General features: G+C 70.7%; 20 protein-coding genes and 1 pseudogene. 14 read left to right on the top strand and 7 right to left on the bottom strand.

Annotated elements, in window-relative coordinates; translation table 11 throughout:
- Positions 1 to 60 precede the first annotated feature (60 nt).
- The 6 genes from MAA44156_RS06235 (at position 61) to MAA44156_RS06210 (ending at position 7,586) form a co-directional block, all read left to right on the top strand.
- The gene (locus MAA44156_RS06235) at positions 61 to 252 is read left to right on the top strand and encodes a hypothetical protein (RefSeq protein WP_009977403.1); all 192 of its coding nucleotides are present in this window, start codon (positions 61 to 63) and stop codon (positions 250 to 252) included.
- Positions 253 to 364: 112 nt separating this feature from the next.
- Entirely contained in the window at positions 365 to 2,197 is a 1,833-nt protein-coding gene (locus MAA44156_RS06230) for a hypothetical protein (protein ID WP_029248511.1), read from the top strand.
- Positions 2,198 to 2,200: 3 nt separating this feature from the next.
- A complete protein-coding gene (locus MAA44156_RS06225) occupies positions 2,201 to 2,563 on the top strand; it encodes a hypothetical protein (protein ID WP_003876192.1) in 363 nt (120 codons plus the stop codon).
- Positions 2,560 to 3,924, top strand: a complete 1,365-nt coding sequence (locus MAA44156_RS06220; RefSeq protein ID WP_009977407.1) for a hypothetical protein — start codon at positions 2,560 to 2,562, stop codon at positions 3,922 to 3,924. Before MAA44156_RS06225 ends, MAA44156_RS06220 begins: the two co-directional genes overlap by 4 nt.
- Before the next feature lie 51 nt (positions 3,925 to 3,975).
- Positions 3,976 to 6,168, top strand: coding sequence for an adenylate/guanylate cyclase domain-containing protein (locus tag MAA44156_RS06215; protein WP_009977409.1), 2,193 nt, complete (start codon positions 3,976 to 3,978; stop codon positions 6,166 to 6,168).
- Entirely contained in the window at positions 6,165 to 7,586 is a 1,422-nt protein-coding gene (locus MAA44156_RS06210; protein ID WP_009977410.1) for a mechanosensitive ion channel domain-containing protein, read from the top strand. Before MAA44156_RS06215 ends, MAA44156_RS06210 begins: the two co-directional genes overlap by 4 nt.
- A 77-nt stretch (positions 7,587 to 7,663) precedes the next feature.
- Here MAA44156_RS06210 and MAA44156_RS06205 read toward each other — a convergent pair whose 3' ends face one another.
- The 4 genes from MAA44156_RS06205 to MAA44156_RS06190 are packed head-to-tail and all read right to left on the bottom strand — an operon-like array spanning position 7,664 to position 11,324.
- Entirely contained in the window at positions 7,664 to 8,173 is a 510-nt protein-coding gene (locus MAA44156_RS06205; protein WP_009977411.1) for a 2'-5' RNA ligase family protein, read from the bottom strand.
- Positions 8,173 to 8,853, bottom strand: a complete 681-nt coding sequence (gene bioD / locus MAA44156_RS06200; protein WP_009977412.1) for a dethiobiotin synthase — start codon at positions 8,851 to 8,853, stop codon at positions 8,173 to 8,175. The genes MAA44156_RS06205 and bioD overlap by 1 nt, the downstream gene beginning before the upstream one ends.
- Positions 8,854 to 8,857: 4 nt before the next feature.
- The gene (locus MAA44156_RS06195) at positions 8,858 to 10,003 is read right to left on the bottom strand and encodes an 8-amino-7-oxononanoate synthase (protein WP_065371078.1); all 1,146 of its coding nucleotides are present in this window, start codon (positions 10,001 to 10,003) and stop codon (positions 8,858 to 8,860) included.
- 4 nt (positions 10,004 to 10,007) lie between these two features.
- Complete coding sequence (locus tag MAA44156_RS06190; protein ID WP_009977417.1) at positions 10,008 to 11,324, bottom strand: adenosylmethionine--8-amino-7-oxononanoate transaminase; 1,317 nt, start codon at positions 11,322 to 11,324, stop codon at positions 10,008 to 10,010.
- A 62-nt stretch (positions 11,325 to 11,386) separates the two neighbouring features.
- Between MAA44156_RS06190 and MAA44156_RS06185 the strand changes: the two genes are divergently transcribed.
- From MAA44156_RS06185 to MAA44156_RS23255, 7 genes and pseudogenes are all read left to right on the top strand, one after another.
- Positions 11,387 to 11,854 (top strand): hypothetical protein, encoded by a 468-nt coding sequence (locus MAA44156_RS06185; protein WP_009977418.1) that lies wholly within the window; start codon positions 11,387 to 11,389, stop codon positions 11,852 to 11,854.
- A gap of 331 nt (positions 11,855 to 12,185) precedes the next feature.
- Positions 12,186 to 12,860, top strand: a pseudogene (gene ripD / locus MAA44156_RS06180) (NlpC/P60 family peptidoglycan-binding protein RipD); the annotation flags it as partial.
- 263 nt (positions 12,861 to 13,123) lie between these two features.
- Complete coding sequence (locus tag MAA44156_RS06175; RefSeq protein ID WP_065371077.1) at positions 13,124 to 15,289, top strand: acetyltransferase SucT; 2,166 nt, start codon at positions 13,124 to 13,126, stop codon at positions 15,287 to 15,289.
- A gap of 127 nt (positions 15,290 to 15,416) precedes the next feature.
- Complete coding sequence (glgX, locus tag MAA44156_RS06170; RefSeq protein WP_011725328.1) at positions 15,417 to 17,615, top strand: glycogen debranching protein GlgX; 2,199 nt, start codon at positions 15,417 to 15,419, stop codon at positions 17,613 to 17,615.
- 3 nt (positions 17,616 to 17,618) lie between these two features.
- Positions 17,619 to 19,919, top strand: coding sequence for a malto-oligosyltrehalose synthase (gene treY / locus MAA44156_RS06165; protein ID WP_009977427.1), 2,301 nt, complete (start codon positions 17,619 to 17,621; stop codon positions 19,917 to 19,919).
- Positions 19,912 to 21,684 (top strand): malto-oligosyltrehalose trehalohydrolase, encoded by a 1,773-nt coding sequence (gene treZ / locus MAA44156_RS06160; protein ID WP_009977429.1) that lies wholly within the window; start codon positions 19,912 to 19,914, stop codon positions 21,682 to 21,684. Before treY ends, treZ begins: the two co-directional genes overlap by 8 nt.
- A gap of 36 nt (positions 21,685 to 21,720) precedes the next feature.
- Positions 21,721 to 21,882: a hypothetical protein gene (locus MAA44156_RS23255; protein ID WP_009977430.1), complete on the top strand. Its 162-nt coding sequence runs from the start codon at positions 21,721 to 21,723 to the stop codon at positions 21,880 to 21,882.
- Positions 21,883 to 21,889: 7 nt separating this feature from the next.
- Here the strand turns inward: MAA44156_RS23255 and MAA44156_RS06155 are convergent, their stop codons facing one another.
- Positions 21,890 to 23,218 carry an aminotransferase class I/II-fold pyridoxal phosphate-dependent enzyme gene (locus MAA44156_RS06155; RefSeq protein WP_121035603.1) on the bottom strand — a complete coding sequence of 443 codons (1,329 nt, stop codon included), beginning with the start codon at positions 23,216 to 23,218 and terminating at the stop codon, positions 21,890 to 21,892.
- Positions 23,219 to 23,247: 29 nt separating this feature from the next.
- On the opposite strand from MAA44156_RS06155, the gene MAA44156_RS06150 reads away from it, so the two are divergent.
- On the top strand, positions 23,248 to 23,913 hold the full coding sequence (locus MAA44156_RS06150; RefSeq protein ID WP_009977434.1) for a pyridoxamine 5'-phosphate oxidase family protein: 666 nt from the start codon (positions 23,248 to 23,250) through the stop codon (positions 23,911 to 23,913).
- A 7-nt stretch (positions 23,914 to 23,920) separates the two neighbouring features.
- Here MAA44156_RS06150 and MAA44156_RS06145 read toward each other — a convergent pair whose 3' ends face one another.
- Both MAA44156_RS06145 and ilvA read right to left on the bottom strand, forming a co-directional pair.
- The gene (locus tag MAA44156_RS06145) at positions 23,921 to 24,826 is read right to left on the bottom strand and encodes a phosphatase PAP2 family protein (protein WP_009977435.1); all 906 of its coding nucleotides are present in this window, start codon (positions 24,824 to 24,826) and stop codon (positions 23,921 to 23,923) included.
- Between the two features lie 9 nt (positions 24,827 to 24,835).
- Positions 24,836 to 26,119, bottom strand: a complete 1,284-nt coding sequence (ilvA, locus tag MAA44156_RS06140; protein WP_003876174.1) for a threonine ammonia-lyase — start codon at positions 26,117 to 26,119, stop codon at positions 24,836 to 24,838.
- Between the last annotated feature and the right edge of the window lie 32 nt (positions 26,120 to 26,151).

Below are 26,151 nucleotides of genomic sequence, written 5' to 3'. Positions count from 1 at the left end.
AAAAGGTGTTCAAAGTAGGGTAACGGCCGAGCAACTCCAACCACCCCTGGGTATACGACCATGGTGACCGCGCACGCCCATTTCCTGGCGCACCACTATCTGCTGCTGGCGGTGCCGGCGTTCCTGCCTGCGGTGATCGTGGTGGCCGTGGTGCTGTACGTGGCGCTGCGCGACCGGCGGGCCGACCGGACCAGCACGTCGGCAGGAGCGGAGCCGGCCGGCCCCGACACACCGGACGAAAACCGTGATTGACGCGCCGTGGATCTGGGCATTAAACAATCAATCACGAACCTACTTGGCAGTAATGAGCGGTTGACTTAATCGGATCCTCCGGGGTGGCCCGGCGCGGTTGGGAGGCACGACGATGCGGTCGGACGAATTGACGATTGTTGCTGAGGCACCGGCGCGCGGTGCGGGGTTGAACCAGGTGATCGGGCTCTCGCTCGCCGCGGTGGTGATCACGCTGCTGATGCTGTGGGTCGGCCACGCGCACCGCACCCACCGCATCCAATGGCTGACCCGCATCGCCGACAAGATGGGCGAGAAGTTCCACCGGCCCAACTGGGTCGCCCTGCCGGTGCTGATCTTCACCACGTCGATCATCTGCGCGCTGTTCGGCTTCATCTGGGACGTCAGCTGGCACATCGGCAACGGCCGCGACCCCGGCCCGCTGGCCAACCCGGCGCACTACTTCATCATCATCGGCCTGTTCGGAGTGTTTTTGGGCGGCATGGTGTCGGTGGTGCTGCCGTTCGACAAGCCCGGCCCGGCGGCGGTGCGCATCACCCGCAACTGGTACGCACCGGTCGGGGGTGTGCTGATGGCCGGCTGCGGGCTGTACGCGATGATCGGCTTCCCCCTCGACGACATCTGGCACCGCATCTTCGGGCAAGACGTAACACTGTGGGGCCCAACGCATTTGATGATGATCGGCGGCGCCGGCTTTTCGCTGTTCGCGGTGTTGATGCTGGAGCGCGAAGGCGAGGCCGCCGAGGGTGAGGACGTCTACCACAGCGTCTTCATCAGGTTCTTGCGCTACCTGTCCTTCGGCGGCATGTTCATCGGCCTGTCGGTCTTTCAGATCGAATACGACTTCGGCGTCGAGCAATTCCGGCTGGTGCTGCAGCCGATGATGATCGCCGGCGCGGCGGCGCTGGCCGCGGTCGCCGCCCGCATCACGATGGGCCGCGGCGCGGCGCTGATCGCGGCCGTCTTCGCCATCGCGCTGCGCGGCGCCGTCGCGGTGCTGGTCGGGCCGGTGCTGGGCGCCCCGCTCAACTGGTTCCCGTTGTATCTCGGGCCCGCGCTGGCCGTCGAGTTGGTCGCATTGACGCCAATCTTCAAGCGCCCCATCGTCTTCGGCGCGGTGTCCGGCCTGGGGGTGGGCACCCTCGGGCTGTGGCTGGAGTCGCTGTGGATCTCGGCGGTGTACCACTACCCGTGGCCGGTCAGCATGTGGGCCGAGGCGCTGGCCATGGCGGTGCCGGTCGCCGTGCTGATGGGCATGTGCGGCGCCATGTTCGGCATGGTGCTGACCGGGCAGCGGCTGCCGGGCCGGGCCATCGGCATCTCGGTGGTGGTGGCCACGGTGTTGGTGATCGGCGGCGCGGTGGCCAACGGCCTGCACATCGTGGTGCCGCGGCAGAACAACGCCACCATCCTGCTGACCGACCTGCCCAGCCCACCCGGGCAGCGGATGGTCTCCGCCGACATCCAGCTGATGCCGGCCGACATGGTCAGCCCGGATCCGGAGTGGGTGACGGTGCTGTCCTGGCAGGGCCGGATGCAGAACCACCGCGGCCTGCAGATCGACCACCTGGCCAGGGTCGGCCCCGGCCACTACCGGTCGACGCAGCCGCTGCCGGTGTGGGGCACCTGGAAGACGCTGCTGCGAGTGCAGGACGGTTACACCATGACCGCGGTGCCGATCTACGAGCCGGCCGACGACGCGATTCCGGCGGCCGAGGTTCCGGCGCTGTCGGCGATGAACCGCCCGTTCGTCCAGGAGATCACCATCCTGCAGCGGGAACGCGACCAGAACGCGCCGGTGTGGTTGTTCACCGCCGGCTCGATCGTGGTGCTGTGTTTGACCCTGATGGTGATCACCAGCCTCACCTGGGGCGCCGGCCGGCTCAACAACGCCGTCGGCGAGCCGGAACCCGTCGAGGACAAGCAGCCGATCCCCCGGGCGGCGTAACCGATGACGCTTCGAGGCACCCTCATCGCGGCGTGGGTGGCGGCGCTGACGTGCGGCCTGGTCGGCTGCGGCGGCTCCCCCGATAAGACCGCGGCCGCGCCGCTGGTCATCGACGTGACCATCGCCCAGGGACAGGTGACGCCGACCAACGCCACCCTGCAGGCCAAGGTGCACCAGCAGATCACCCTGCACGTCACCAGCGACGCCACCGACGAACTGCACGTGCATTCGACGCCGGATCACAAGTTCGCCGTCGCCGCGGCGCCCCACCAGACCTTCCAGTTCGCCGTCGACGTGCCCGGCAACGTCGCCGTGGAGCTGCACCACCTGGACCGCACGATCGCGACCATCCAAATACAGCCGTGAGCCCCGCCCCCGCGGCGGTGGTGCTCGCGCACGGGCTGGGCGGGTCCGGCGACCTGCCGGTGCCCTACGCCTATGCGATGGTCGGCGCGGCGTGGGCGCTGACCTTCACCTTCGCCCTGGTGGCCTTCGCCTGGCGGCGGCCGCGGTTCGATCCGCTCAAGCCGGGCCGGGCACTGCCGGCGGCGCTGACCGCGTTCGTCGACGCCCGGGCCACCCGATACACCGCGGCCGGGCTGGCCCTGGCCGTGGCGGCGTGGGCGGTGGCCGCCGGTGTCTGGGGGCCCGAGTCCGACGCCAACGCGCTGCTCGGTGCCTTCTACGTGCTGCTGTGGGTGGGGCTGGTGGCGGTGTCGCTGGCGATCGGGCCGGTGTGGCGGGTGATCTCGCCGATCCGCACGCTGTATCTGCTGGCGCGCCGGGTCGTCCCGGAGCGGCTCGCCCGGCCGCGGCTGTCCTACCCAAAGCGCTGGGGGTACCGGCCCGCCGCGCTGGGCCTGTTCGCGTTCGTGTGGATGGAGCTGGCCAGCCCGAACCCGGCGGCCCCGTCCTGGGTGACGGGCTGGCTGCTGGTCTACGCCGTGCTGATGGCCGCCGGGGCGTGGCTGTGCGGGCAGCGCTGGCTGGCCCGGGCCGACCCGTTCGGGGTGTACAGCATGGCCGTCTCCCGGCTGTCGCCGTTTCGCCGCAATCCGCGGACCGGCCGGATCGTCGTCGGCAACCCGCTCGACCACCTGCCGTCGCTGCCGGTGCGGCCCGGCGTCGTGGTGCTGCTGGCGGTGCTGCTCGGCTCCACCGCGTTCGACAGCTTCTCGTCGTCGCCGACCTGGCGGGGCTTCTCCGATCGGCTGACCCGCGAATTCGCGGCCCCGCCCGCGCTGGCGTCGTCGGTGCTGCGCACCCTCGGCCTGATCGTGTTCATTTGCGTTGTGGCCCTGACCTTTTCACTGGCGGCACGGGCCACCGGCGGGGTCGACGCGCAGCAGCGCCGGGCGTTGCCCGGCCAGATGGCGCATTCGCTGATCCCGATCGTGGTGGGCTACATCTTCGCGCACTACCTGTCCTATCTGGTGGAGCGGGGACAGCAGGCGGTGTTCGCGCTGGCGGACCCGTTCGGCCGGGGCTGGAACCCGCTCGGCCTGGCGCATCTGCAGGTCGCCTACGTGCTGTCCATGCATCCGCCGGTGCTGGCCGCGATCAAGGTGACCTGCGTGGTCACCGGCCACATCGTCGCGGTGATCGCCGCGCACGACAAAGCGCTGCGGCTGCTGCCGGCCGGTCACCAGCTCACCGGGCAGCTGGCGATGATGCTGGTGATGGTCGGCTACACGTTCACCGGTTTGTATCTGCTCTTCGGGGGGTAGGCGTTGCGGCGTGCGCCGCTATCCCCCACCCGACCCGGCCCCCAGCGATTGATGGCGCGGCGCTCGAGGGAGCAGCCCGCACCGGACCCGCAGCAGCCGGCTCGGCAGGCCGGACGCCGACGGCCGGGGCTGTCGTGGATCAGCATCCAGTCCAAGGTGATGGTGATGCTGTTGGTGTCCAGCCTGGCGTCGCTCGGGGTGATCGGGACGGTCGAGTACGTCGCGGCGCGCAATGCGCTGCAGCCGGCCGCGTCCGAGCGGATGGTGCAGCTTCGCGAGGCACAGAAGCGGGCCATCGAGACGCTGTTCTCGGACCTGTCGGACTCGCTGGTGGTCTACAGCCGCGGATCCACCGCGCTGGAGGCGGTGCAGGCGTTCACCGCCGGCTTCGACCAGTTGGCCAACGCGCCCGTGGATCCCGCGCAGCAACGGGCGCTGGTGGACTTCTACACCGAGCGGCTGATCAAACCGTTCGAGCGTGATACCGGCAAGAAGTTGGCCTTGGACGCGGTGCTGCCCGCCGACAATGCGCAGCGGTACCTGCAGGCGCACTACACCGTGGCGGCGGGCGGACCCTTCGAGGGAACGGGGTCCGCGCCCGACGACGCCGGCGACGGCAGCGCCTGGTCGGCCGCCAACGCCCGCTTCAACGATTACTTCCGCGAGATCGCGACCCGCTTCGAGTACCGCGACGCGTTGCTCCTGGACACCCGCGGCAACGTCGTCTACAGCGTGCGCAAGAGCGCCTCGCTGGGGACCAACATCCTCACCGGCCCCTACCGGCAGTCCAACCTGCGCGGCGCCTACGAGAAGGCGATGGCCGCCAACTCGGTGAACTTCGTGTGGATCACCGACTTTCAGCCCTACCAGCCGCAGCTCGGCCAGCCCACCGCGTGGTTGGTCGCGCCGATCGGCGCGCCGGGCAGGGCGGCGGGCGTGCTGGCGCTACCGCTGCCGATCGCGAAGGTGAACCGAATCATGACCGCCGACAAGCAGTGGAGAGCCGCCGGCATGGGCCGCACCGCCGAAACCTACCTGGCCGGACCGGACAACCTGATGCGGTCGGATTCACGGTTGATCCTCGAAGACCCCGAGCGCTACGCGCGCGACGCGGTCGCCGCCGGCACGCCGCGCAACACCGTCGACACCGCGATCCGCTGGGGCGGCACCACCCTGGTCCAGCCCGTCGCCACCGCGGCCGTGCGCGCCGCGCAACGCGGCGAGACCGGAACCGTCACCGACACCGGCTACCTGGGCCGGCGCGAACTGGCGGCGTATGCCCCGCTGTCCCTGCCGAATTCCGACCTGCACTGGTCGATCCTGGCTACCCGGGAAACCGCCGAGGCCAACGCCCGTGTGGTGTCCCTGACCCAGACCCTGGTATTGACCACTACCGCAATGGTTTTCGTCATCTGCGTGGCCGCCCTGCTGGTCGCCCAGATGTTCGTGCGGCCCATCCGCAGGTTGCAGGCCGGCGCCCGGGAGATCAGCGCGGGCAACTACGACGTCACCATCCCGGTCACCTCGCGCGACGAGATCGGTGAGCTCACCGCCGCTTTCAACGACATGAGCCGCAACCTGCAGATCAAACAGGAGCTGCTGGGCGAGCAATGCAAGGAGAACGACCGGCTGCTGGCCTCGTTGATGCCCGAGCCGGTCGCGCGCCGCTACCGCGAGGGCGAACAGACCATCGCCCAGGAACACCAGGACGTCACCGTGATCTTCGCCGACATCGTCGGGCTGGACGAGATCTCCGCCAAGCTCTCCGGCCGCGAGCTGGTGGGCGTCGTCGACGAGCTGGTCCGCGAGATCGACTCCGCGGCGGAAACCCTTGGCGTGGAACCGATTCGCACGCTACACAACGGATACCTGGCCAGCTGCGGCCTGAACGTTCCCCGCCTGGACAGCGTGCAGCGCACCGTCGAGTTCGCGGTCGAGGTGCAGGGCATCATCGCCCGGTTCAACGGCAGGACCGGCTACCACCTGGGACTGCGGGCCGGGATCAACACCGGCAACGTGGTCAGCGGGCTGGTCGGGCGCTCCAGCCTGGTCTACGACATGTGGGGCGCGGCGGTCAACCTTGCGCACCAAACACGAAGCAGCACAACGCAAACCGGGATCTACGTCACCTCGAAGGTGTATGAGGTGATGCGCGACATCCGCCACTTCACGCCGGCCGGCACGGTCACCGTCGGCGGGGTCGAGCAGCAGATCTGGCAGTTGTCGGAAAGGACCGGGCCGTGAGCACCTTTGACTCGTCGTCGCTGTACTGGGCGGCCGCGGTGGTCTTCGGCCTGCCGCTGCTGCTGATCGTCCTCACCGAATGGCACCAGAGCCTGGTCCGCAAGCACAGCCCGCTGGCCCGGCCCGTCTTCCTGCTGCGCAGCTACCTGATCCCGCTGGGCGCGCTGCTGGTGCTGCTGGTGAATGTGGCCAGGATGCCCGCCCAGTTCACCTCGGTGCGGGTGCTGGCAACGGCGTTCGGCTTCGTGGTGGTGGTGCTGCTGCTGTCCGGGCTCAACGCCACCATCTTCGAGGGCGCACCGGAAGGCTCCTGGCGTCAGCGGGTTCCGGGCATCTTCCTGGACGTGACCCGCTTCGTGCTGATCGGTGTCGGGCTGGCGGTCATCTTCTCCTACGTGTGGGGCGTTCGGGTGGGTGGCCTCTTCACCGCGCTGGGCGTGACATCGGTGGTGATCGGCCTGATGCTGCAGAACTCCGTCGGCCAGATCGTGTCCGGGCTGTTCATGTTGTTCGAGCAGCCGTTCCGTATCGGCGACTGGCTGGACACCCCGGCGGCGCGCGGCCGCATCGTGGAGGCCAACTGGCGGTCGGTGCACATCCAGACCGGGCACGGGCTGCAGATCACGCCCAACTCGGTGCTGGCCACCACCTCGTTCACCAACCTCAGCCGCCCGCCCGGTGGGCACCAATTGACGCTCACCGCAACGTTTTCCGAGACGGATCCGCCCGACCGGGTGTGCGCGCTGCTGCGCCGCGTCGCCGACGCGCTGCCGCAACGCCGGCCCGACGCGGTCGCGGCGGCGGTGCCCGCCGGAGGGGCCGAGTATCACGTCACGATCGGATTGACCTCGCCCGCCGACGATTCCGCCGCGCAGGCGACGCTGCTGCGCTGGCTCTGGTACGGCGCGCGCCGCGAGGGTCTGCGCCTCGACGGCGCCGAGGACGACATCTCCACCCCCGAGCGCATCGAGCGGGCGCTGCGCATGGTGGTCGCCCCGGCGCTGCGGCTGGGCCCGCCGGATCAGCAGGCGTTGGTGTCGCACGCGCGAATCGTCCGGTACGGGGCCGACGAGATCGTCGAGCACGCCGGCCGCGTCCCGGAGAAGATGACGTTCCTGCTCGCGGGCGGGGTGCGGTTGACCGCCGCCGCCCCGGACGGATCGGTGGTCGCGGTCGGCGGCCTGGACGAGGGCTCGTTTCTGGGAGTGACCGCGCTGACCCGCCAGCCCAACCTGGCCGACGCGCAGGCCGTCGCGGAGGTGACCGCGCTGGAGATCGACCGCGAACACCTCGTCGAGTTGGTGACCGGCAAGCCGTTGCTGCTGCAGGACCTGGGTCGCACCATCGACGAGCGGCGCGCCCTGGTGCACCGGGCCGTGACCGCCGAGCCGATGCCGTCCCGGGAGCCGGTGTCGTAAGCCATCGCTGTCGTCCCGGGCGACAAGGAACGGGTCAACGCCGATCTGCTCGACTTCCTGCGCCGCTGAATCCCCGCCTAACCGATCGGGTGCTCGACCTTCTTGTTGCCGTCCCAGCGGCGCAAACCCACGAAGCTGCACTCGATCTGGGTGGGCCGGCCGGCGATGCGCAGCGCCCGGCCGAGTTGGGCGCCGCCGACCCGGCGGGCCATGGTGACGTGCCCGGTCCACTGGCCGGGCAGGCTGTTGGGCATCGGTGCGGGCCGCAGGTGCGGGGCACACAGCCGGTGCACCTGGGCGTGCAGGTCCAGCAGTTCGCCGGTGGGCACCACCAGTCGGGCGAAGACCACGCTGCCCCGGCCGAACAGCACCGGCGCGCCGATCAGGCACGGCAGCGGTAGCCGGGCACGCAGCGGGGCCAGCAGAGCGTCCACGTCGGCGGCGATCGCCTCGGCGACCGCCAGCGTCACGTGCGGCCGGCTCGCCGGCGCCTGGCTGGGAATTCCGGCCGCCGCCAACGCTTTCCAGGTCTGCCGGATGGCCGCCTCGGTGTCCGGGTCGAAGACCAGCTCGATCGAGTGGACCATCAGACGGCCAGCGCGGTGACCCAGTCGCGGTCGAATGCGCCGGCGCTCACGGCCTCGAACTCGGCGGCGGCCAGCGCCGCCGCCCCCGCGGGCAGCACGGCGCGCACCGGGGCAAGCGCTTCGAGCGCGGGCCGATTCGACGTCTCGACCGGGCCGGGATGTTCGGGCCAGGCGCCGATCACCAGCCCGGCACACGAAAGGCCCTGCGCGGCAAGCGCTTCCAGGGTCAGCGCGGTGTGGTTGAGGGTGCCCAGCGCCGGCCGGACCACCACCAGCACCGCCGCGCCCAGCGCGACGGCGAGATCGCGTGCGGTGACACCGTTTTCGCCGAGCTCGACCAGCAGTCCCCCGGCGCCCTCGACCAGCGTCAGCCGCCCCGGCCGGTCCAGCTCGCCGATGAACCCCAGCAGCTGCTCGCGGCTGGGCAAGGCCATCCCCGCCGCGGCGGCGGCGGCCACCGGCGCCAGCGGCCGCGGGTAGCGGGCCAGCCCGGCCAGCTCGGTCACCCCGGACAGCCGGGCCACCTCGGCGAGGTCGTCGTCGCCGTCGTCGGTGCCGGTCTGCACCGGTTTGCACACCGCCACGTCGATGCCGGCGCGGCGGGCATGACACGCCAGCGCCGCCGTGGCGACCGTCTTTCCGACCCCGGTGTCGGTGCCGGTGACGACCAGAACCGTCACGGCCTCAGCCGAGCCCGGCGAGCACATCGGTGAGCACCCGGCGCGCGACCTCCAGTTCGGCGTCGTCCAGCGACGCGCGGGCGGTCAGCCGCAGCCGCGACGTCCCGGCGGGCACCGTCGGGGGACGAAAGCAGCCCACCCGCACACCAGCGTCCAGGCAGGCGGTCGCGGCGGCCACCGCCACGTCCGGGTCGCCCAGGATCACCGACACCACCGCCGACTGCGGCGCCTCGCGAACCCGGCAGACCTCGGCCAGCACGCCGGCGTGGCGCAGCACCGCGCCGGCCCGCCAGGGTTCGGCGCGCAGCACGCCCAGCGCGGCGCGCGCGGCGCCCACCGCCGCCGGGGCCAGGCCGGTGTCGAAGATGAACGTGCGCGCCGCGTCGATCAGATGGGCCCGCACCGCCGCCGGCCCCAACACCGCGCCGCCCTGGCTGCCCAGCGCCTTGGACAGCGTGGTGGTCATGACCACGTCGGGCGCGCCGGCCAGGCCGGCCTCGAACACCAGCCCGCGCCCGCCGCCGCGCACCCCCAGGCCGTGCGCCTCGTCGACGATCAGCAGGGCCCGGTGCCGGCGGCACACCTCGTGCAGCTCGCGCAGCGGCGCCAGGGCGCCGTCGGTGGAGAACACCGACTCGGTGATGACGACGGCGCGTTCCTCGTCGCGAGCCGCCAACGCCGCCCGCACCGCGTCGACGTCGCGATGCGGCGTCACCACCACCCGCGCCCGCGACAGCCGGCAGGCATCCACCAGCGAGGCGTGCGAGTACGCATCGGAGACCACCAGCGCCCCGCGGCCCGACAGGCCCACGACGGCGCCCAGGTTGGCCGCGTAGCCCGACGAGAACAGCAGCCCGCTGGCGGCGCCGACGTAGCCGGCGAGCTCGGACTCGAACTGCTGGTGCAGCTCGGTATCGCCGGTGACCAGCCGCGACCCGGTCGCCCCGGCGCCCCACATGCGCAGCGCGGCGACCCCGCCGTCGATCACGTCGGGGTGCTGGGACAGCCCGAGGTAGTCGTTGGAGGCCAGGTCCAGCTCGGTGGCCACGGGCGGCCGCGGCCGCAGCGAGCGGCGCAGCCCGGCCGCGCGGCGCTGCTGTTCGACCGCGTCCAGCCAGGCCAGCGGGGAAACCTCGATGGGTGCTTTCATCGACCTAGAGCCTACGAGAGCCGAGGCGCGCGGCGACCTGCACCATCGCCGAGGCGATCCGGGCGATCTCGTCGGGCGGGCAGATGTAGGGCGGCATGGCGTAGATCAGGTTGCGGAACGGGCGCAGCCAGACGCCGTGGTCCAGCGCCGCCGGGGTGGCGACGGCCAGGTCGACAGGCCGGTCGCATTCGATGACGCCGATGGCGCCGCGCACCCGGACGTCGGTCACGCCGGGTAGCTCCCGGGCAGGTTCCAGCCCGGCCGCCAGGCCGGCGGAGATCTCGGCGACCCGCGACCGCCAGTCCTGCCCGAGCAGCACCTCGACGCTGGCCACCGACACGGCGCAGGCCAGCGCGTTGGCCATGAAGGTGGGCCCGTGCATCAGCGCCCCGGCCTCGCCGGCGCTGATGGCCTGCGCGATCTCGGTGCTGCACAGGGTGGCGGCCAGGCTGAGGTATCCGCCGGTCAGCGCCTTGCCGACGCACATGATGTCGGGGCTGACCCGGGCGTGGTCGGCGGCGAAGAGCTCGCCGGTGCGGCCGAACCCGGTGGCGATCTCGTCGAAGATCAACAGCACGTCGTGCCGGGTGCAGGCCTCGCGCAGGTCGCCCAGATACCGCGGGTCGTGGAACCGCATGCCGCCGGCACCCTGCACGACGGGCTCGACGATCACCGCGGCCAGCTCGTCGGCGTGCCGGGCCAGCTGCGCCTCGAACGCCGCGCTGTAGGCCCGGTCGTAGTCACGGGGCACCTGCGGGGCGAACACCTGCCGGGCCAGGATGTCGGTCCACAGCGAATGCATGCCGCCCTCGGGGTCGCAGACACTCATCGGGGTGAAGGTGTCGCCGTGGTAGCCGCCCCGCCAGGTCATCAGCCGGTGCTTGGCCGGCCGGTGGCGGCTGCGCCAGTACTGCAGCGCCATCTTCACCGCCACCTCGACCGACACCGACCCCGAGTCGCTGAAGAACACGGTGTCCAGCCCGGCCGGGGTGATGCTCACCAGCAGCTGGGCCAGCCGCGCCGCGGGTTCGTGGGTGAGCCCGCCGAACATGACGTGGTTCATGGCGGCGAGCTGGTCGGACAGCGCCGCGTCCAGCACCGGGTGGCCGTGGCCGTGGATCGCGGTCCACCAGGAGCTCATGGCGTCGAGCGCCCGGACCTCGGCGCCGTCGCGGATCAGGGTCAGCCAGGCGCCGCGGGCGCCGACCGCCACCACCGGGGCGACGGATTCGGCGCCGATGGTGCTGTAGGGGTGCCACAGGTGCGCGGCGTCGATCGCGCTGATCTGCTCGGGCGTCAGCCCGGCCTTCGCCGCGGGCATAGTGATCGAGGGTAGAGCAGCCGATTCGCGCAAAACCGGGCCGTCGGGAAGCATGGGACAGCATGGCCACCCCGCAGCCGCCCGACGGGTCGGGCCCCGACGCAGGGCCCGCCGGCCCGGGCTGGTCCGGCGACGCCCGCGGCCCGGTGGCCGAATACGACGAGGAAGCGCCCCGAGTGCTGCGCCTGCGGCTGGCGGCGTGGGACGTCGTCTGCACCGTCGCCCTGCTGGTCCTGCTCGCGCTGCTGGCCACGGCGACGTCCTGGCCGGAGCGGCTGTTCGGGTTTCTGGCCAATGTCTGCGAGGACGAGACCTGCGGGCCCGTTCCCTACGGGCTGGATCTGTACATCCATCCGGTGGTGTGGGGCGGCATCGGTGCGGCCCTGACCGCCGCCGTGGTGGGCCCGGTGGTGTCCCTCCTGAAGGGCTGGTACATGTCCTTCTGGCCGGTGCTGTCGCTGGCGCTGGTGATGGCCAGCTCGGTGGCCGGATCGATGCTGACGATGTTCAGTGAACGCTACTGGCTGTGATCGGGCCGCCCGGCGGCGCCGCCGTTCGCTAGCCGACTGAGACCGAAATCACAACTGCGCATACGGGATTCGCCGCGGCAGTCACCGTCGGGTCACGGTACGACAAAAAATCCCCCGCGACCCTGGCGGCTAACACCTTCTGTTGTCAAAGTGGCTCTTGTGACTGGTGTGAATACAGCGGTTCGGCCGGCTGGTTCACGTCGCAAGTGGCATGGACGGCGTGCGATCCCAGCGTGGGGATCCTCGCCCGGTCCATGAACCGGGGCGGACGCGCGAGGTCACCGCGCCGAGGCCCGACGAGTGCCGGAGAGGCCAGGAAAGGCCAGGAAAAATGAAACGCATCTACGCCTTCGCGATCGGTTTGGCCCTGCTCGGGGCGCCGGCGGCGCCGATGGTGGTTCCCGCCGTCGCGACCGCCGACCCGGGCGTCAGGGCGATGGACTATCAGCAGGCCACCGACGTGGTGATCGCGCGCGGTCTGTCGCAGCGCGGTGTGCCGTTCTCCTGGGCCGGCGGCGGCATCAACGGCCCCACCCGCGGCACCGGGACCGGCGCCAACACCGTCGGTTTCGACGCGTCCGGGCTGATGCAGTACGCGTACGCCGGCGCCGGCATCAAGCTGCCGCGCTCGTCCGGCGCGATGTACCGCGTCGGCCAGAAGATCCTGCCGCAGCAGGCCCGCAAGGGTGACCTGATCTTCTACGGCCCCGAGGGCACCCAGAGCGTCGCGATGTACCTGGGCAACAACCAGATGCTCGAGGTCGGCGACGTGGTGCAGGTGTCGCCGGTGCGTACCGCCGGCATGGCGCCCTACATGGTCCGGGTGCTGGGAACCACGGCGCCCACCCAGCAGGTTCCGCAGCAGGCGCCGCTGCAGCAGACCCCGGCGCAGCAGGCGCCCTTGCAACAGACCCCGGGCCAGCAGGCGCCCTTGCAACAGACCCCGGGCCAGCAGGCGCCCACCCAGCAGGCCCCGCTGCAACAGGTTCCGACGCAACAGGTTCCGGGGCAGCAGCTGCCCACCCAGCAAGCGCCCCAGCAGGCACCCCTGCAGCTGGCGCCGACCCAGCAGTCACCGCTGCAACAGCTGCCGACCCAGCAGTCACCGCTGCAGCAGCTGCCGGTCCAGCAGTCGCCGCTGCAGCCGGCGGGCGCCGGGCTCACCCGGTAGTCCCGGACCCTGCGCGCCCGTCCGACACCCGCCACCTGCTCCCCCGCCGCGCGCGGTCAGGAGTCGGTGGCGGGTTTTCGGTAAATTAGCGGTCGATCATGCAGACCCCGTCCCCGTCCCCAGCACCGGTCGCCGCCGCCGATCCGGGCACCTCGGGAGCGCGCACGCCGGGGTCTCGCGGGTTCTACCGCTACGACCTCGACGGCTTGCGCGGCATCGCCATCGCCCTGGTCGCGGTGTTCCACATCTGGTTCGGCCGGGTTTCGGGCGGCGTCGACGTGTTCCTGGCGCTGTCCGGATTCTTCTTCGGCGGCAAGGTCATTCGCGCCGCGCTGAACCCCGCGGTGGCGCTCTCGCCGGTGGCCGAGGTGATCCGGCTGGTCCGTCGTTTGGTTCCGGCTCTGGTGGTGGTGCTGGCCGGCTGCGCGGTGCTGACCATCCTGGTGCAGCCCGAGACGCGCTGGGAGACCTTCGCCGACCAGAGCCTGGCCAGTCTCGGCTACTACCAGAACTGGGAGCTGGCCAACACCGCGTCGGACTACCTGCGGGCCGGTGAGGCCGTCAGCCCGCTGCAGCACATCTGGTCGATGTCGGTGCAGGGCCAGTTCTACGTCAGCTTCCTGGTGCTGATCGCCGGCCTGGCCTACCTGTTCGGCCGCCCCCTGGGCGCCCGGCTGCGCACCCTGGTCCTGGTGGTGCTGGCCGCGCTGACGGTGGCCTCGTTCGGCTACGCGATCGTCGCGCATCAGCAGAACCAGGCGGCCGCCTACTACGACAGCTTCGCGCGGGGCTGGGAATTGCTGCTCGGCGCCCTGGTCGGGGCGCTGGTGCCGCGGATCCGCTGGCCGATGTGGTTGCGCACGCTGTTGGCGACGGTGGCGCTGGGCGCGGTGCTGTCCTGCGGGGCGCTGATCGACGGGGTGCAGGAATTCCCGGGGCCCTGGGCGCTGGTGCCGGTCGGCGCCGCCATGCTGATGATCCTGGTCGGCGCCAACCTGGGCGCCGACGGCCGCCTGCCGCTGCCGAACCGGCTGCTGGCCACCCGCCCGCTGGTCGAGCTGGGCGCCATCGCCTACTCGCTGTACCTGTGGCACTGGCCGCTGCTGATCTTCTGGCTGTCCTACAGCGGCCACAAGCACGCAAACTTCGTCGAGGGCACGGTATTGCTGCTGGTGTCCGGCGTGCTGGCGTACCTGACCAACCGCCTGGTCGAGGACCCGCTGCGGCACCGGGGCTCCGCGCGGCCGGCGCCCCGGCCCGCCGCGCCGACGGTGCCGTGGCTGGCGCGGGTGCCGCGGCCGACGATGGCGCTGGGGTCGGCGATCGTGCTGCTGGGTGTGACGCTGACGGCGACCTCGTTCACCTGGCGCCAGCACGTCACCGTGCTGCGCTCGGCCGGCAAGGAACTCAGCGTCCTCAACCCGCAGGACTATCCCGGCGCCCGGGCCCTCACCGAACACGTGCGGGTGCCCACGCTGCCGATGCGGCCCACCGTCCTGGAGGTCAAGCAGGACCTGCCCGCCTCCACCCGAGACGGCTGCATCAGCGACTTCGTCAACCCGGCCGTGGTCAACTGCACCTACGGCGACGTGACCGCCGACCGGACCATCGCGCTGGCGGGCGGATCGCACGCCGAGCACTGGCTGCCGGCCCTGGACATGCTCGGCAAGCTGCACCACTTCAAGGTGGTGACCTACCTGAAGATGGGCTGCCCGCTGTCGACCGAACAGGTCCCGCTGATCATGGGCAACAACGCCCCCTACCCGCAGTGCCGCGAGTGGGTGCAGCGCACCATGACCAAACTGGTCACCGATCGGCCCGACTACGTCTTCACCACCACCACCCGGCCGTGGAACATCAAGACCGGTGACGTGATGCCGGCGACCTACATCGGGATCTGGCAAACGTTGTCCGACAACAACATTCCCATCCTCGGGATGCGCGACACCCCGTGGCTGGTGAAAAACGGCCAGCCCTTCGACCCGGCGGACTGCCTGGCCAAACGCGGCAGCACCGCCCAATCGTGCGCCATCAAGCGATCCGACGTGCTCTCCGAGCGCAACCAGACCCTCGACTTCGTCGGGCAATTCCCGCAACTCAAGGTGCTCGACATGTCGGATGCGATCTGCCGGGCCGACATGTGCCGGCCGGTGGAGGGAAACGTGCTGATCTACCATGGGGCCCATCACATGTCGCCCACCTATGTGCGGACCATGGCGCCCGAATTGGGCCGGCAGATCGCCGAGAGCACCGGTTGGTGGTAATCGGCCCCGTAATCGGCTCTGCCGCCTCGAAATACCCCGAAATATGTCCACGCGGCCCGCGCGTGCTTCCCACCGCAGCACGGCCGCAACCTTCGTGAGCGCCGCGCGGCGCGGATAAGGTCAAGAGGTGTCAAGCAACGAACCCGCTTCAGCAGCAGGCGGCGGTACTCACCAACCCGAGGTGCCTACCGTCTGGCCGGGCAGCCCCTACCCGCTGGGGGCGTCCTACGACGGCGCCGGGACGAACTTCTCCCTGTTCTCCGAGATCGCCGAGAAGGTCGAGTTGTGTCTGATCGACAGCCGCGGCGCCGAGACCCGGATTCCGTTGGACGAGGTCGACGGCTACGTCTGGCACGCCTATCTGCCCAACATCAACCCCGGTCAGCGCTACGGGTTTCGCGTCTACGGACCGTTCGAACCGTCGGCCGGTCACCGCTGCGACCCCAGCAAGCTGTTGCTCGACCCGTACGGCAAGGCTTTTCACGGCGACTTCACCTACGGCCAGGCGTTGTTCTCCTATGACCTCAAGGCCGTCGCGGCCGGCGGCGACGACGCCGACCCCGGGATCCCGCCCATGGTCGACTCGCTGGGCCACACCATGACCAGCGTGGTGAGCAACCCGTTCTTCGACTGGGGATCGGACCGGGCCCCGCTGACGCCCTACCACGAAACCGTCATCTACGAGGCGCACGTCAAGGGCATGACCCAGACCCACCCCAGCGTCCCCGAGCAGCTGCGGGGCACCTACGCCGGGCTGGCGCACCCGGCGATCATCGACCACCTCAAGTCGCTCAACGTCACCGCGATCGAGCTCATGCCGGTGCACCAATTCATGCACGACTCGCGTCTGCTCGATCTGGGACTTCGAAACTACTGGGGCTACAACACATTCGGCTTCTTCGCCCCGCACAACCAGTACGCCGCCAACCGCAACTCCAGCGTCGCGGAGTTCAAGTCCATGGTGCGCAGCTTCCACGAGGCCGGCATCGAGGTCATCCTCGACGTGGTCTACAACCACACCGCCGAAGGCAACCACCTGGGCCCGACCATCAACTTCCGCGGCATCGACAACGCCGCCTACTACCGGCTGGTCGACACCGACCTGCGGCGCTACAAGGACTACACCGGCACCGGCAACAGCCTCAACCCGCGCCACCCGCACGTGCTGCAGCTGATCATGGACTCGCTGCGCTACTGGGTCACCGAGATGCACGTGGACGGATTCCGCTTCGACCTGGCCGCCACCCTTGCCCGCGAGCTGCACGACGTCGACCGGCTGAGCGCGTTCTTCGATCTGGTGCAGCAGGATCCGATCGTCAGCCAGGTCAAACTGATCGCCGAGCCGTGGGATGTCGGCGAGGGTGGCTACCAGGTCGGGAATTTTCCGGGTTTGTGGACCGAATGGAACGGGAAGTATCGCGATACTGTGCGCGATTACTGGCGGGGTGAGCCCGCAACCCTGGGCGAGTTCGCGTCCCGGCTGACCGGGTCGTCGGACCTCTACGAGGCGACCGGCCGCCGTCCCAGCGCCAGCATCAACTTCGTCACCGCGCACGACGGGTTCACGCTGAACGACCTGGTGTCCTACAACGAGAAGCACAACATGGCCAACGGGGAGGACAACCGGGACGGGGAAAGCCACAACCGATCCTGGAACTGCGGTGTAGAAGGCCCCACCGACGACCCCGACATCACCGAGCTGCGCTACCGCCAGATGCGCAACTTCTGGGCCACCCTGATGGTCAGCCAGGGCACGCCGATGATCGCGCACGGCGACGAGTTCGGCCGCACCCAGAACGGCAACAACAATGTCTACTGCCAGGACTCCGAATTGTCTTGGATGGACTGGTCTTTGGTCGACAAGAATTCCGACCTGCTGGCGTTCGCGCGCCGGGCCACCACGTTGCGCACCAAGCATCCGGTGTTCCGCCGGCGCCGGTTCTTCGAGGGCGAACCGATCCGCAGCGGCGACGAGGTGCGCGACATCGCCTGGCTGACACCCGGCGGCCGGGAGATGACGCACGAGGACTGGGGGCAGAGCTTCCACAAATGCGTGGCGGTCTTCCTCAACGGCGACGCCATCACCGCGCCCAACGCCCGCGGCGAGCGGGTGGTCGACGACTCGTTTCTGTTGTGCTTCAACGCCGGTGAGCAACCGGTGCAGTTCGTGATGCCGGGCGGCGACTACGCGAAAGAGTGGACGGTGGAACTGGACACCAACGAACCGACCGGCCGCAAAGAAGGCGCCGAGCCGCTGGTGGTGCACGCCGAAGAGGAGCTGACGCTGCCCTCGCGTTCGCTGCTGATATTGCGTAAGACGTTGTGACGCATGGGTTTACCCGTTCTATCCAGCTACCGGCTGCAGCTGCGCGGTGAGTCCAGCGGGTTCGCGTTCACCTTTGCCGACGCGGAACACCTGCTGGACTATCTGGACGACCTCGGGGTGACGCATCTGTATCTGTCCCCGATCATGACCGCGACCGCGGGGTCCAGCCATGGCTATGACGTCACCGATCCCACCACGGTGTCGGCCGAGCTCGGCGGCCGCGACGGGCTGGCCCGGCTGTCGGTGGCGGCCCGGGCCCGCGGCATGGGTCTGGTCGTCGACATCGTGCCCAACCACGTCGGGATCGACGCGCCCCGGCAGAACCCGTGGTGGTGGGATGTGCTGCGAAACGGCCATTCTTCGCCGTACGCAACGTTTTTCGACGTCGACTGGGATCTCGACGAGGACGGCCGGATCGTGCTGCCGGTGCTGGGCTCCGACGACGACGCCGCCGACCTCACGGTGGACGGGGAGCTGTTGCGGCTGGGCGATCTGGCGTTCCCGATCGCGCCGGGCACCGCCGGCGGCACCGGGCCCGAGGTGCACGACCGCCAGCACTACCGGCTGGTCGGCTGGCGCAACGGCGTCTGCGGCTACCGCCGGTTCTTCTCGATCACCTCGCTGGCGGGGTTGCGGCAGGAGGACCCCGCGGTGTTCGACGCCACCCACGCCGAGGTCGGGCGCTGGTTCGCCGAGGGGCTCGTCGACGGCGTGCGCATCGACCACCCCGACGGCCTGTCCGATCCGTGCGGCTATCTGGCCCGGTTGCGCGAACTCGTCGGCCCGGACGCCTGGATCGTGATCGAGAAGATCCTGGCCGTCGACGAGGCGCTCGAGCCCACCCTGCCGGTCGCCGGCACCACCGGCTACGACGTGCTGCGCGAAATCGGCGGCGTACTGCTGGATCCCAACGGCGCCCCGGCGCTGACCGCGCTGGTGGACTCCTCCGGCGTCGACTACCAAGCGATGCCAAAGATGCTGGCCGAGCTCAAGATCCATGCCGCCACGGTCACGCTGGCCAGCGAACTGGGCCGGTTGCGCCGCAGCATCGCGGCCGCCGCCGGCGTCGATCACCCGCTGCTGCCCGAGGCGATCGCCGCGCTGCTCACCAACATCGGGGTGTACCGCTGCGACTACCCCGGCCTGGTCGCACTGCTGCCCACCGCCCTGGCCGAAACTCAGTCCGCGGCACCGCACTTGGGCCCGGCGCTGCAGGTGCTGGCCGCCGCGCTGGCCCGCGGCGGTGAGCCGGCCACCCGGCTGCAGCAACTCTGCGGGGCCGTCACCGCCAAGGCCGTCGAGGACTGCCTGTTCTACCGCGACGCCCGGCTGGTGTCGCTGAACGAGGTGGGCGGCGAGCCGCACCGCTTCGGCGTCGGCGCGGCCGAGTTCCATCACAGCGCCGCCACCCGCGCCCGGCTGTGGCCGCACACCATGACGACGCTGACCACCCATGACACCAAACGCGGCGAGGATGTCCGGGCCCGCATCGGGGTGCTGTCCCAGGTGCCGTCGCTGTGGACCGAGTTCGTCGCCCGCTGGGAGGTCGCCGCCCCCTCCCCCGACCCGGCGACCGGACAATTCCTGTGGCAGAACATCTTCGGCGTCTGGCCGGTCACCGGCGAGGTCACCGCCGCGCTGCGCGAGCGGCTGCACGGCTACGCCGAGAAGGCCATCCGGGAAGCGGCCTGGCACACCTCGTGGAACGACCCGGACGCCGCCTTCGAGGAGGCGGTGCACCGGTGGCTGGACACCGTGCTGGACGGTCCGGTCGCCGGGCAGCTGACCGAGCTTGTCGCCCAACTCAATCCCCATGCCTCCAGCGACGCGCTGGCCCAGAAGCTGCTGGCGCTGACGGTCCCCGGGATACCGGACGTGTACCAGGGCACCGAGCTGTGGGACGACAGCCTGGTCGACCCGGACAATCGCCGCCCGGTCGACTACCGGGCGCGGCGCGCCGCGCTGCAGGCGTTGGAGCATCCGAAGATCCGGGTGGTCACCACCGCCCTGCGGGTGCGGCGGGCCCATCCGGATACCTTCCTGCACGGCGACTACGCCCCCCTGCTCGCCGACGGGGACGCCTGCGACCACGTGCTGGCCTTTACCCGCGGCGCCGACATCGTGGTGGCGGTCACCCGCTGGACCGTCCGGCTGGCCGAAAAAGGTTGGGGCAACACGGTGTTGCCGCTGCCCGACGGCACCTGGAAGGACGCCCTCACCGGCAGCGTCGTGGACGGGCCGACGTCGGCCGCGCAGTTGTTCGCCGAACTGCCCGTCGTGCTGCTGGAGCGACACCATGACTGAGCAGAAGACCGAATTCCGGGTCTGGGCACCCAAACCCGCGCGGCTTCGACTGGACGTCGAGGGCCGGCCGCACGCCATGTCACGCACCGACGACGGGTGGTGGCACGCCGCGGTGGCCTGCGCGCCGGATGCCCGCTACGGCTTCCTGCTCGACGACGACCCCACCGTGCTGCCCGACCCGCGTTCGCCGCGCCAACCCAACGGGGTGCACGCCCGCTCGCAGCTGTGGGATCCGGCCGCCGCGACCTGGACGGACTCCGCCTGGCCGGGCCGCTCGACCCACGGCGCGGTGATCTACGAGCTGCACCTGGGCACGTTCACCGCGGCCGGCACCTTCGACTCGGCCATCGAGAAGCTGGACTATCTGGTCGACCTGGGCGTCGACTTCGTCGAACTGATGCCGGTGAACTCGTTCGCCGGTACCCGCGGCTGGGGCTACGACGGGGTGCTGTGGTACAGCGTGCACGAACCCTACGGCGGCCCGGACGGGCTGGTGCGCTTCGTCGATGCCTGCCACGCAAGGGGTTTGGGCGTACTCATCGACGCGGTGTTCAACCACCTCGGCCCGTCCGGCAATTACCTGCCGCGGTTCGGCCCCTACCTGTCGTCGGCGAGCAACCCGTGGGGCGAGGGCATCAACATCGCCGACGCCGACTCCGACGAGGTGCGCCGCTACATCATCGGATGCGCGCTGCGCTGGATGCGCGATTTCCACGCCGACGGTCTTCGATTGGACGCCGTCCACGCGCTGGTGGACACCACCGCCATCCACATCCTCGAGGAGCTCGCCACCGAAACAGACTGGCTGGCAACACAATTAGGGCGTCCGCTGTCGCTGATCGCCGAGAGCGACCTCAATGACCCGCGGCTGATCACCCCGCGCGAACGCGGCGGCTACGGCCTGACCGCGCAATGGGCCGACGACATTCATCACGCCATCCACACCGCGGTGTCCGGCGAACGCCAGGGCTACTACGCCGATTTCGGCAGCATCGCCACGCTGGCGCACACGCTGCGGCACGGCTACTTCCACGCGGCGACGTACTCGTCGTTCCGGCGCCGCCGGCACGGGCGGCCGCTGGACACCTCCGCGCAGACCGGCATCCCGGCCACCCGGCTGCTGGCCTACACCTGCACCCACGACCAGGTCGGCAATCGCGCCCTGGGCGATCGGCCGTCGCAGAACCTGACCGCCGGGCAACTGGCCGTCAAAGCGGTCCTGGCGCTCCTATCGCCGTATACCGCAATGCTTTTCATGGGTGAGGAGTATGGGGCCTCGACCCCGTTCCAGTTTTTCAGCTCGCATCCCGAACCGGAGCTGGCCCGGGCCACCGCCGAGGGACGCAAGACCGAGTTCGCCGAACACGGATGGGACGCCTCAAAGAAGGGGGAGATCCCCGACCCGCAGGACCCGCAGACCTTCGCCCGGTCCAAGCTGAACTGGGACGAGGTCGGCACGGGCGAGCACGCCCGCCTGCACCGGCTGTACCGAGACTTGATCGCGTTGCGGCACAACGATCCCGACCTCGCCGATCCGTGGCTGGAGCACCTCACCGTCGACTACGACGAGGATCAGCGCTGGATCGTGCTGGCCCGGGGCCGGCTGCGCATCGTGTGCAATCTGGGTGCCGAGCCGGTGACGGTCCCGGTCGGCGGCGAGCTGATGCTGGCCTGGGACGAGCCGACGGTCGACGCTGACACCACGGTATTGCAAGGCCATTCGTTCGCGATTCTGTCGACGCCGGGGCAGCCTGTGGATAACTGATGGCGGGCGGGCGGCATCGCGCCGCATGATGCGGCCATGAGTCATTCTGAATTCGGCCACCGACTGCGACGAATCTGCTCGTGCAAACCGGACCGCCGCGGCGCCCGGCGCCCGGTGCGCCACGACGTACCCCCGCACGCCAGCATCGAGATGCTGTGGAAGGGCCCCGGCATCGACATGCCCGGCGACGGCGCCTGATCCGCGGTCAGACGATGGGCCGCCCGCTGGGGCGCACCGCCTGTGCGACGGCGTCGGCGAGCGGTTCGATCTCGTCGGGTGTCAGGTCGGCGATGGTGATGCGGATGCCCGCCGGCGTCTGCATCCGGAACCGGGCACCCGGCGCGGCCGCCCAGCCCGCGCCGAGCAACCGGGATACCGCGACCGCCTCGTCGGGAACGCGAACCCACACGTTGAGCCCGGACCGGCCGTGCGCGTCGACACCCCGCTCGGCCAGCGCGACGCACAGCCGGCGGCGGCGGTCGGCATAGCGCCGCTCGGCCGTCGCGACGAGCTCGGATGCCGCTGTGTCGGACCATAATTCGACGGCCAGCTGCTGCAGGACGTGGCTGACCCAGCCCGGGCCGAGCCGCAACCGGCCGTGCACCCGATCCACGGTGCGCTGGTCGCCGGCCAGCACCGCCACCCGCAGGTCGGGGCCGTAGGCCTTGGACGCCGAGCGGACGAACGCCCAATGCGTGGTGCAGCCGGCCACGGGGTGCAGGGCCGCACCGGAAATGCCCGCGCAGTGGTCGTCTTCGACGAGCAGGACGTCGTCGGCCCGCCCGGACAACAGATCTCGCAGCGCCGCGGCGCGTTCCGCCGACAGCGCGGCACCGGTCGGGTTCTGCGCGCGCGTGGTCAACACCAGCGCCCGCGCACCGCGGCCCAACGCGCGGGCCAGGTCCTCGGGCAGCGGCCCGTCGTCGTCGACCCGCACCGGCTCGGCCGAAAACCCGAGTGCGGCAAGCAGATCGAGGAGATTCGCCCAGCCCGGATCCTCGACGGCGACGCGATCACCGGGACGCAGATGTGCGGTCAGCGCGCGCTCGATGCCGTCCAGCGCGCCGCTGGTCAGCGCCAGGTGATCGGCGGGCACGCCGTCGGCGGACAGCGCGGCCCGGGCGTACTCCCCCAGCGCCGGCGAGATGGCCGGCTCGCCGTAGAGGACCGCGCGGCCGGAGGCCGGGCGGGCCGGCGCGGCGGCGGCGAGGGGTAACAGGGCGGGGTGCGGGTTGCCGGTCGACAGGTCGCGCACGCCGGCGGGGACGTCGAGCCCGAGCAGCGATCGCGGGGTGGTCGCCGGCCGGTGCCGCACCCGGGTGCCGCGCCGGCCCGCGGTCTCGACCGCGCCCCGATGCCGCAGCAGGCGGTAGGCCGCCGCGGCCGTGTTGGCGTTCACGCCGAGCCGCGCAGCCAGCTCGCGGACCGGCGGCAGCGCATCGCCGGGCGCCAGCGAGCCGGCCGAGATGGCCGCTTCGATGCTGGCGGCTATGGATTCCGCGCCCGTCCCGGTTATGCTCTTTTGCACCGCCACACGATAGATTATGTACTAGGACAATATCCATGTCTACCGAAGCCGACTACCAGCCGACGCCGCGCAGCACGCCGACCCGCTACCGGGAACGGGCGCGCTACGACCGCCGCACCGTCCACCGCATCCTGGACGAGGCGCTGATCTGCCATCTGGGCTACCTGAGCGGCGGACGCCCGGTGGTGTTGCCGACGACGCACGCGCGCCGCGGCGAGACGCTGTACCTGCACGGTTCGACGGGCGGCGGGCCGGTGCTGGCGGCCAGGGCGGCCGCGGCCGCGGGGGCGGGACTGCCGATCTGCGTCACCGTCACGCTGGTCGACGCCCTGGTGCTGGCGCGCGCCGCGATGCACCACTCGGTGAACTTCCGCTCGGTCGTGGTGCTGGGGGACGCGCGGGTGGTCGACGATCCGGCGGAGAAGTCGCGGGCGCTGAGCAGCCTGCTCGATCACATCGCGCCCGGGCGCGCCGCCGACTGCCGGGCCCCCGACGCCCGGGAACTGGCCGCCACCGGGGTGCTCGCGCTCGACCTGGCCGAGGTGTCGGCCAAGGTGCGCAGCGGCCCGCCGGTCGACGATCCGCAGGACCTCCTGTTGCCGCACTGGGCCGGGGTGGTGCCGCTGCAGCTGAGCGCCGGCCCGCCGGTGCCGGCGCCGGACCTCGACCCGGCCGTTCCGCTGCCCGGCTACCTCGGGTAGCGGCGACTCACACCTGTCGTTGCCGCTCGCGGGCCGGGCGGGTGTTGTCCCACCAGGTTCCGACGAGCATGACGGCGAACGCCCAGGCCGTGCCCAGCATCCAGCCGGAGAGCACGTCGCTGAGGTAGTGGACGCCGAGGTAGATCCGCGAGAACCCGATCAGCAGGACCGCGCCGATGGCGAGCGCCCACACCAGCACCCGCCCGGTCCACCCGGGAATCAGCCAGCGGGTGAGCAGCCACGCGGAGATGGCCATCATCGCCGCGGTGCCGGTGGCGTGCCCGGAGGGAAACGAGTACCCGTCGGCGTCGACGAGGGCGAACGGCAGCGGGGGGCGATGGCGACCCACCAGCGCCTTGGCGGTGAACAGCATGACCGGGACCCCGGCGCCGGCCACCACCGCGAGCAGCACGGGTCGCCACGACCGGGACCGCCACGCGGCGACCACGGAGATCGGGAGGGCCAGCGCGGCCAGGAACAGCGGGCCGCCCGCGACGGTGATCGCCTGCAGGACGGTGGTCAGCCACAGATCGCGGTGGTCCGCGAGCCATCGGGTCACCGGGTGGTCGATGACGGCGATGCCGTCGCCCTCGAGCACGTCGTCGAGCACTTCGGTGAAGCCGACCGCCAGCAACGCGACCGCCGCGAGCCCGAGAAGCAATGCCACACCGGCGATCTCGCTCACCGGAAAGCGGCGCGTCAGCGCCCGCCCCCGATCGCCGATCCGGTCGCGCAGCCAGGCCAGCGCCTCATCGACCACGGCGTTGTGGGTCGTCCGCTGCCAGAGCCGCTGCAACGGGCCGGCGCGCCGGGCGATCCACACGGCCGCCCACCCCAGCAGCACCAGCGACGCGAGGACGGCGGCGCTGACCAGCCCGAAACCGGCATGACCGGGTCCATACGGTGGGGGCATGTATCGGATTTAGAGCAGCAGGTAGCGGTAGGCCGGCGAGCCCGGCTTCAGGGTCTCGACGTGCAGCTCGGTCGCCCGCATCCGGGCCAGCAGGCCGTCCAGGTCGGCCGAGGACCCCAACTGGATGCCCACCAGCGCCTCGCCGGTCTCCCGGTTGTTGCGCTTGACGTACTCGAACAGCGTGATGTCGTCGTTGGGGCCGAGCACCTCGTCGAGGAACCGGCGCAGCGCGCCCGGCTCCTGCGGGAAGTCGACCAGGAAGTAGTGCTTGAGGCCCAGGTGCACCAGGGACCGCTCCAGCACCTCGCCGTAGCGCGACACGTCGTTGTTGCCGCCGGAGATCAGGCAGACCACCGTCGAACCGGGCTCGATGTCGGCCTCCAGCAACCCGGTGACCGACAGCGCGCCCGCGGGCTCGGCGATGATGCCCTCGTTCTGGTAGAGGTCGAGCATCGCGGTGCACACCGCGCCCTCGTCGACCGTGGTGATCGACACCATGTCGCCGGCGGCCGCCAGCGCGGCATAGGTCAGGTCACCGGCCCGCCGCACCGCGGCACCGTCGACGAACTGGTCGACGTGGTCCAGCGTCACCGGCTCGCCGGCCGCCAGGGCGGCCATCATCGCCGCGGCCCCGGCCGGCTCGACACCGAGCACCGCGGTGGTGTCGGTGCGCTCGGCGAGGTAGGTGGTGATGCCGGCGATGCAGCCGCCGCCGCCCACCGGGACCACCACCAGGTCCGGCTCGGTGTCGAGCTGGTCGAGCAGCTCGACGGCGATGGTGCCCTGGCCGGCGATGGTGCGCAGATCGTCATAGGGCGGGACGAGGGTGGCGCCGGTGCTCGCCACGTCGGCCAGCGCCGCCTCGGCGGCCTGGTCGTAGGTGGTTCCGCCGACGATCAGCTCGATGAACTCCCCGCCGTGGTAGCGGATCCGGTCCCGCTTCTGCAGCGGCGTCTTGGCCGGCACGTAGACGCGGCCGTGCACCTGCAACATCCGGCACGCGTAGGCGAACCCCTGGGCGTGATTGCCCGCCGACGAGCACACCACGCCCGCGGCCAGCTCCGTCTCGGACAGCTGCACCAGCAGGTTGTAGGCGCCGCGCAGCTTGTAGGAGCGCACGATCTGCAGGTCCTCGCGCTTGAGGTAGACCTGTGCGCCGGTGATCGCCGACAGCCGGTCGCTGAACTGCAACGGGGTCGGCGTGACCACCGCGGCGATCCGCTTGGCCGCGTCGTCGATGTCAGCCGCTGAAAGCGGCGCGACGCTCGGGGACTGGCTTAATTCGGCGGACACGGACTAATGGTGCCATGCGGGCTGGTCAACTA

It is taken from the genome of Mycobacterium avium subsp. avium, assembly GCF_009741445.1.
In the GTDB taxonomy this organism is placed as follows: Bacteria; Actinomycetota; Actinomycetes; order Mycobacteriales; family Mycobacteriaceae; genus Mycobacterium; species Mycobacterium avium.
Note: the sequence above shows the minus strand (reverse complement) of the source record. Positions and strands in the feature narration are given on the sequence as shown.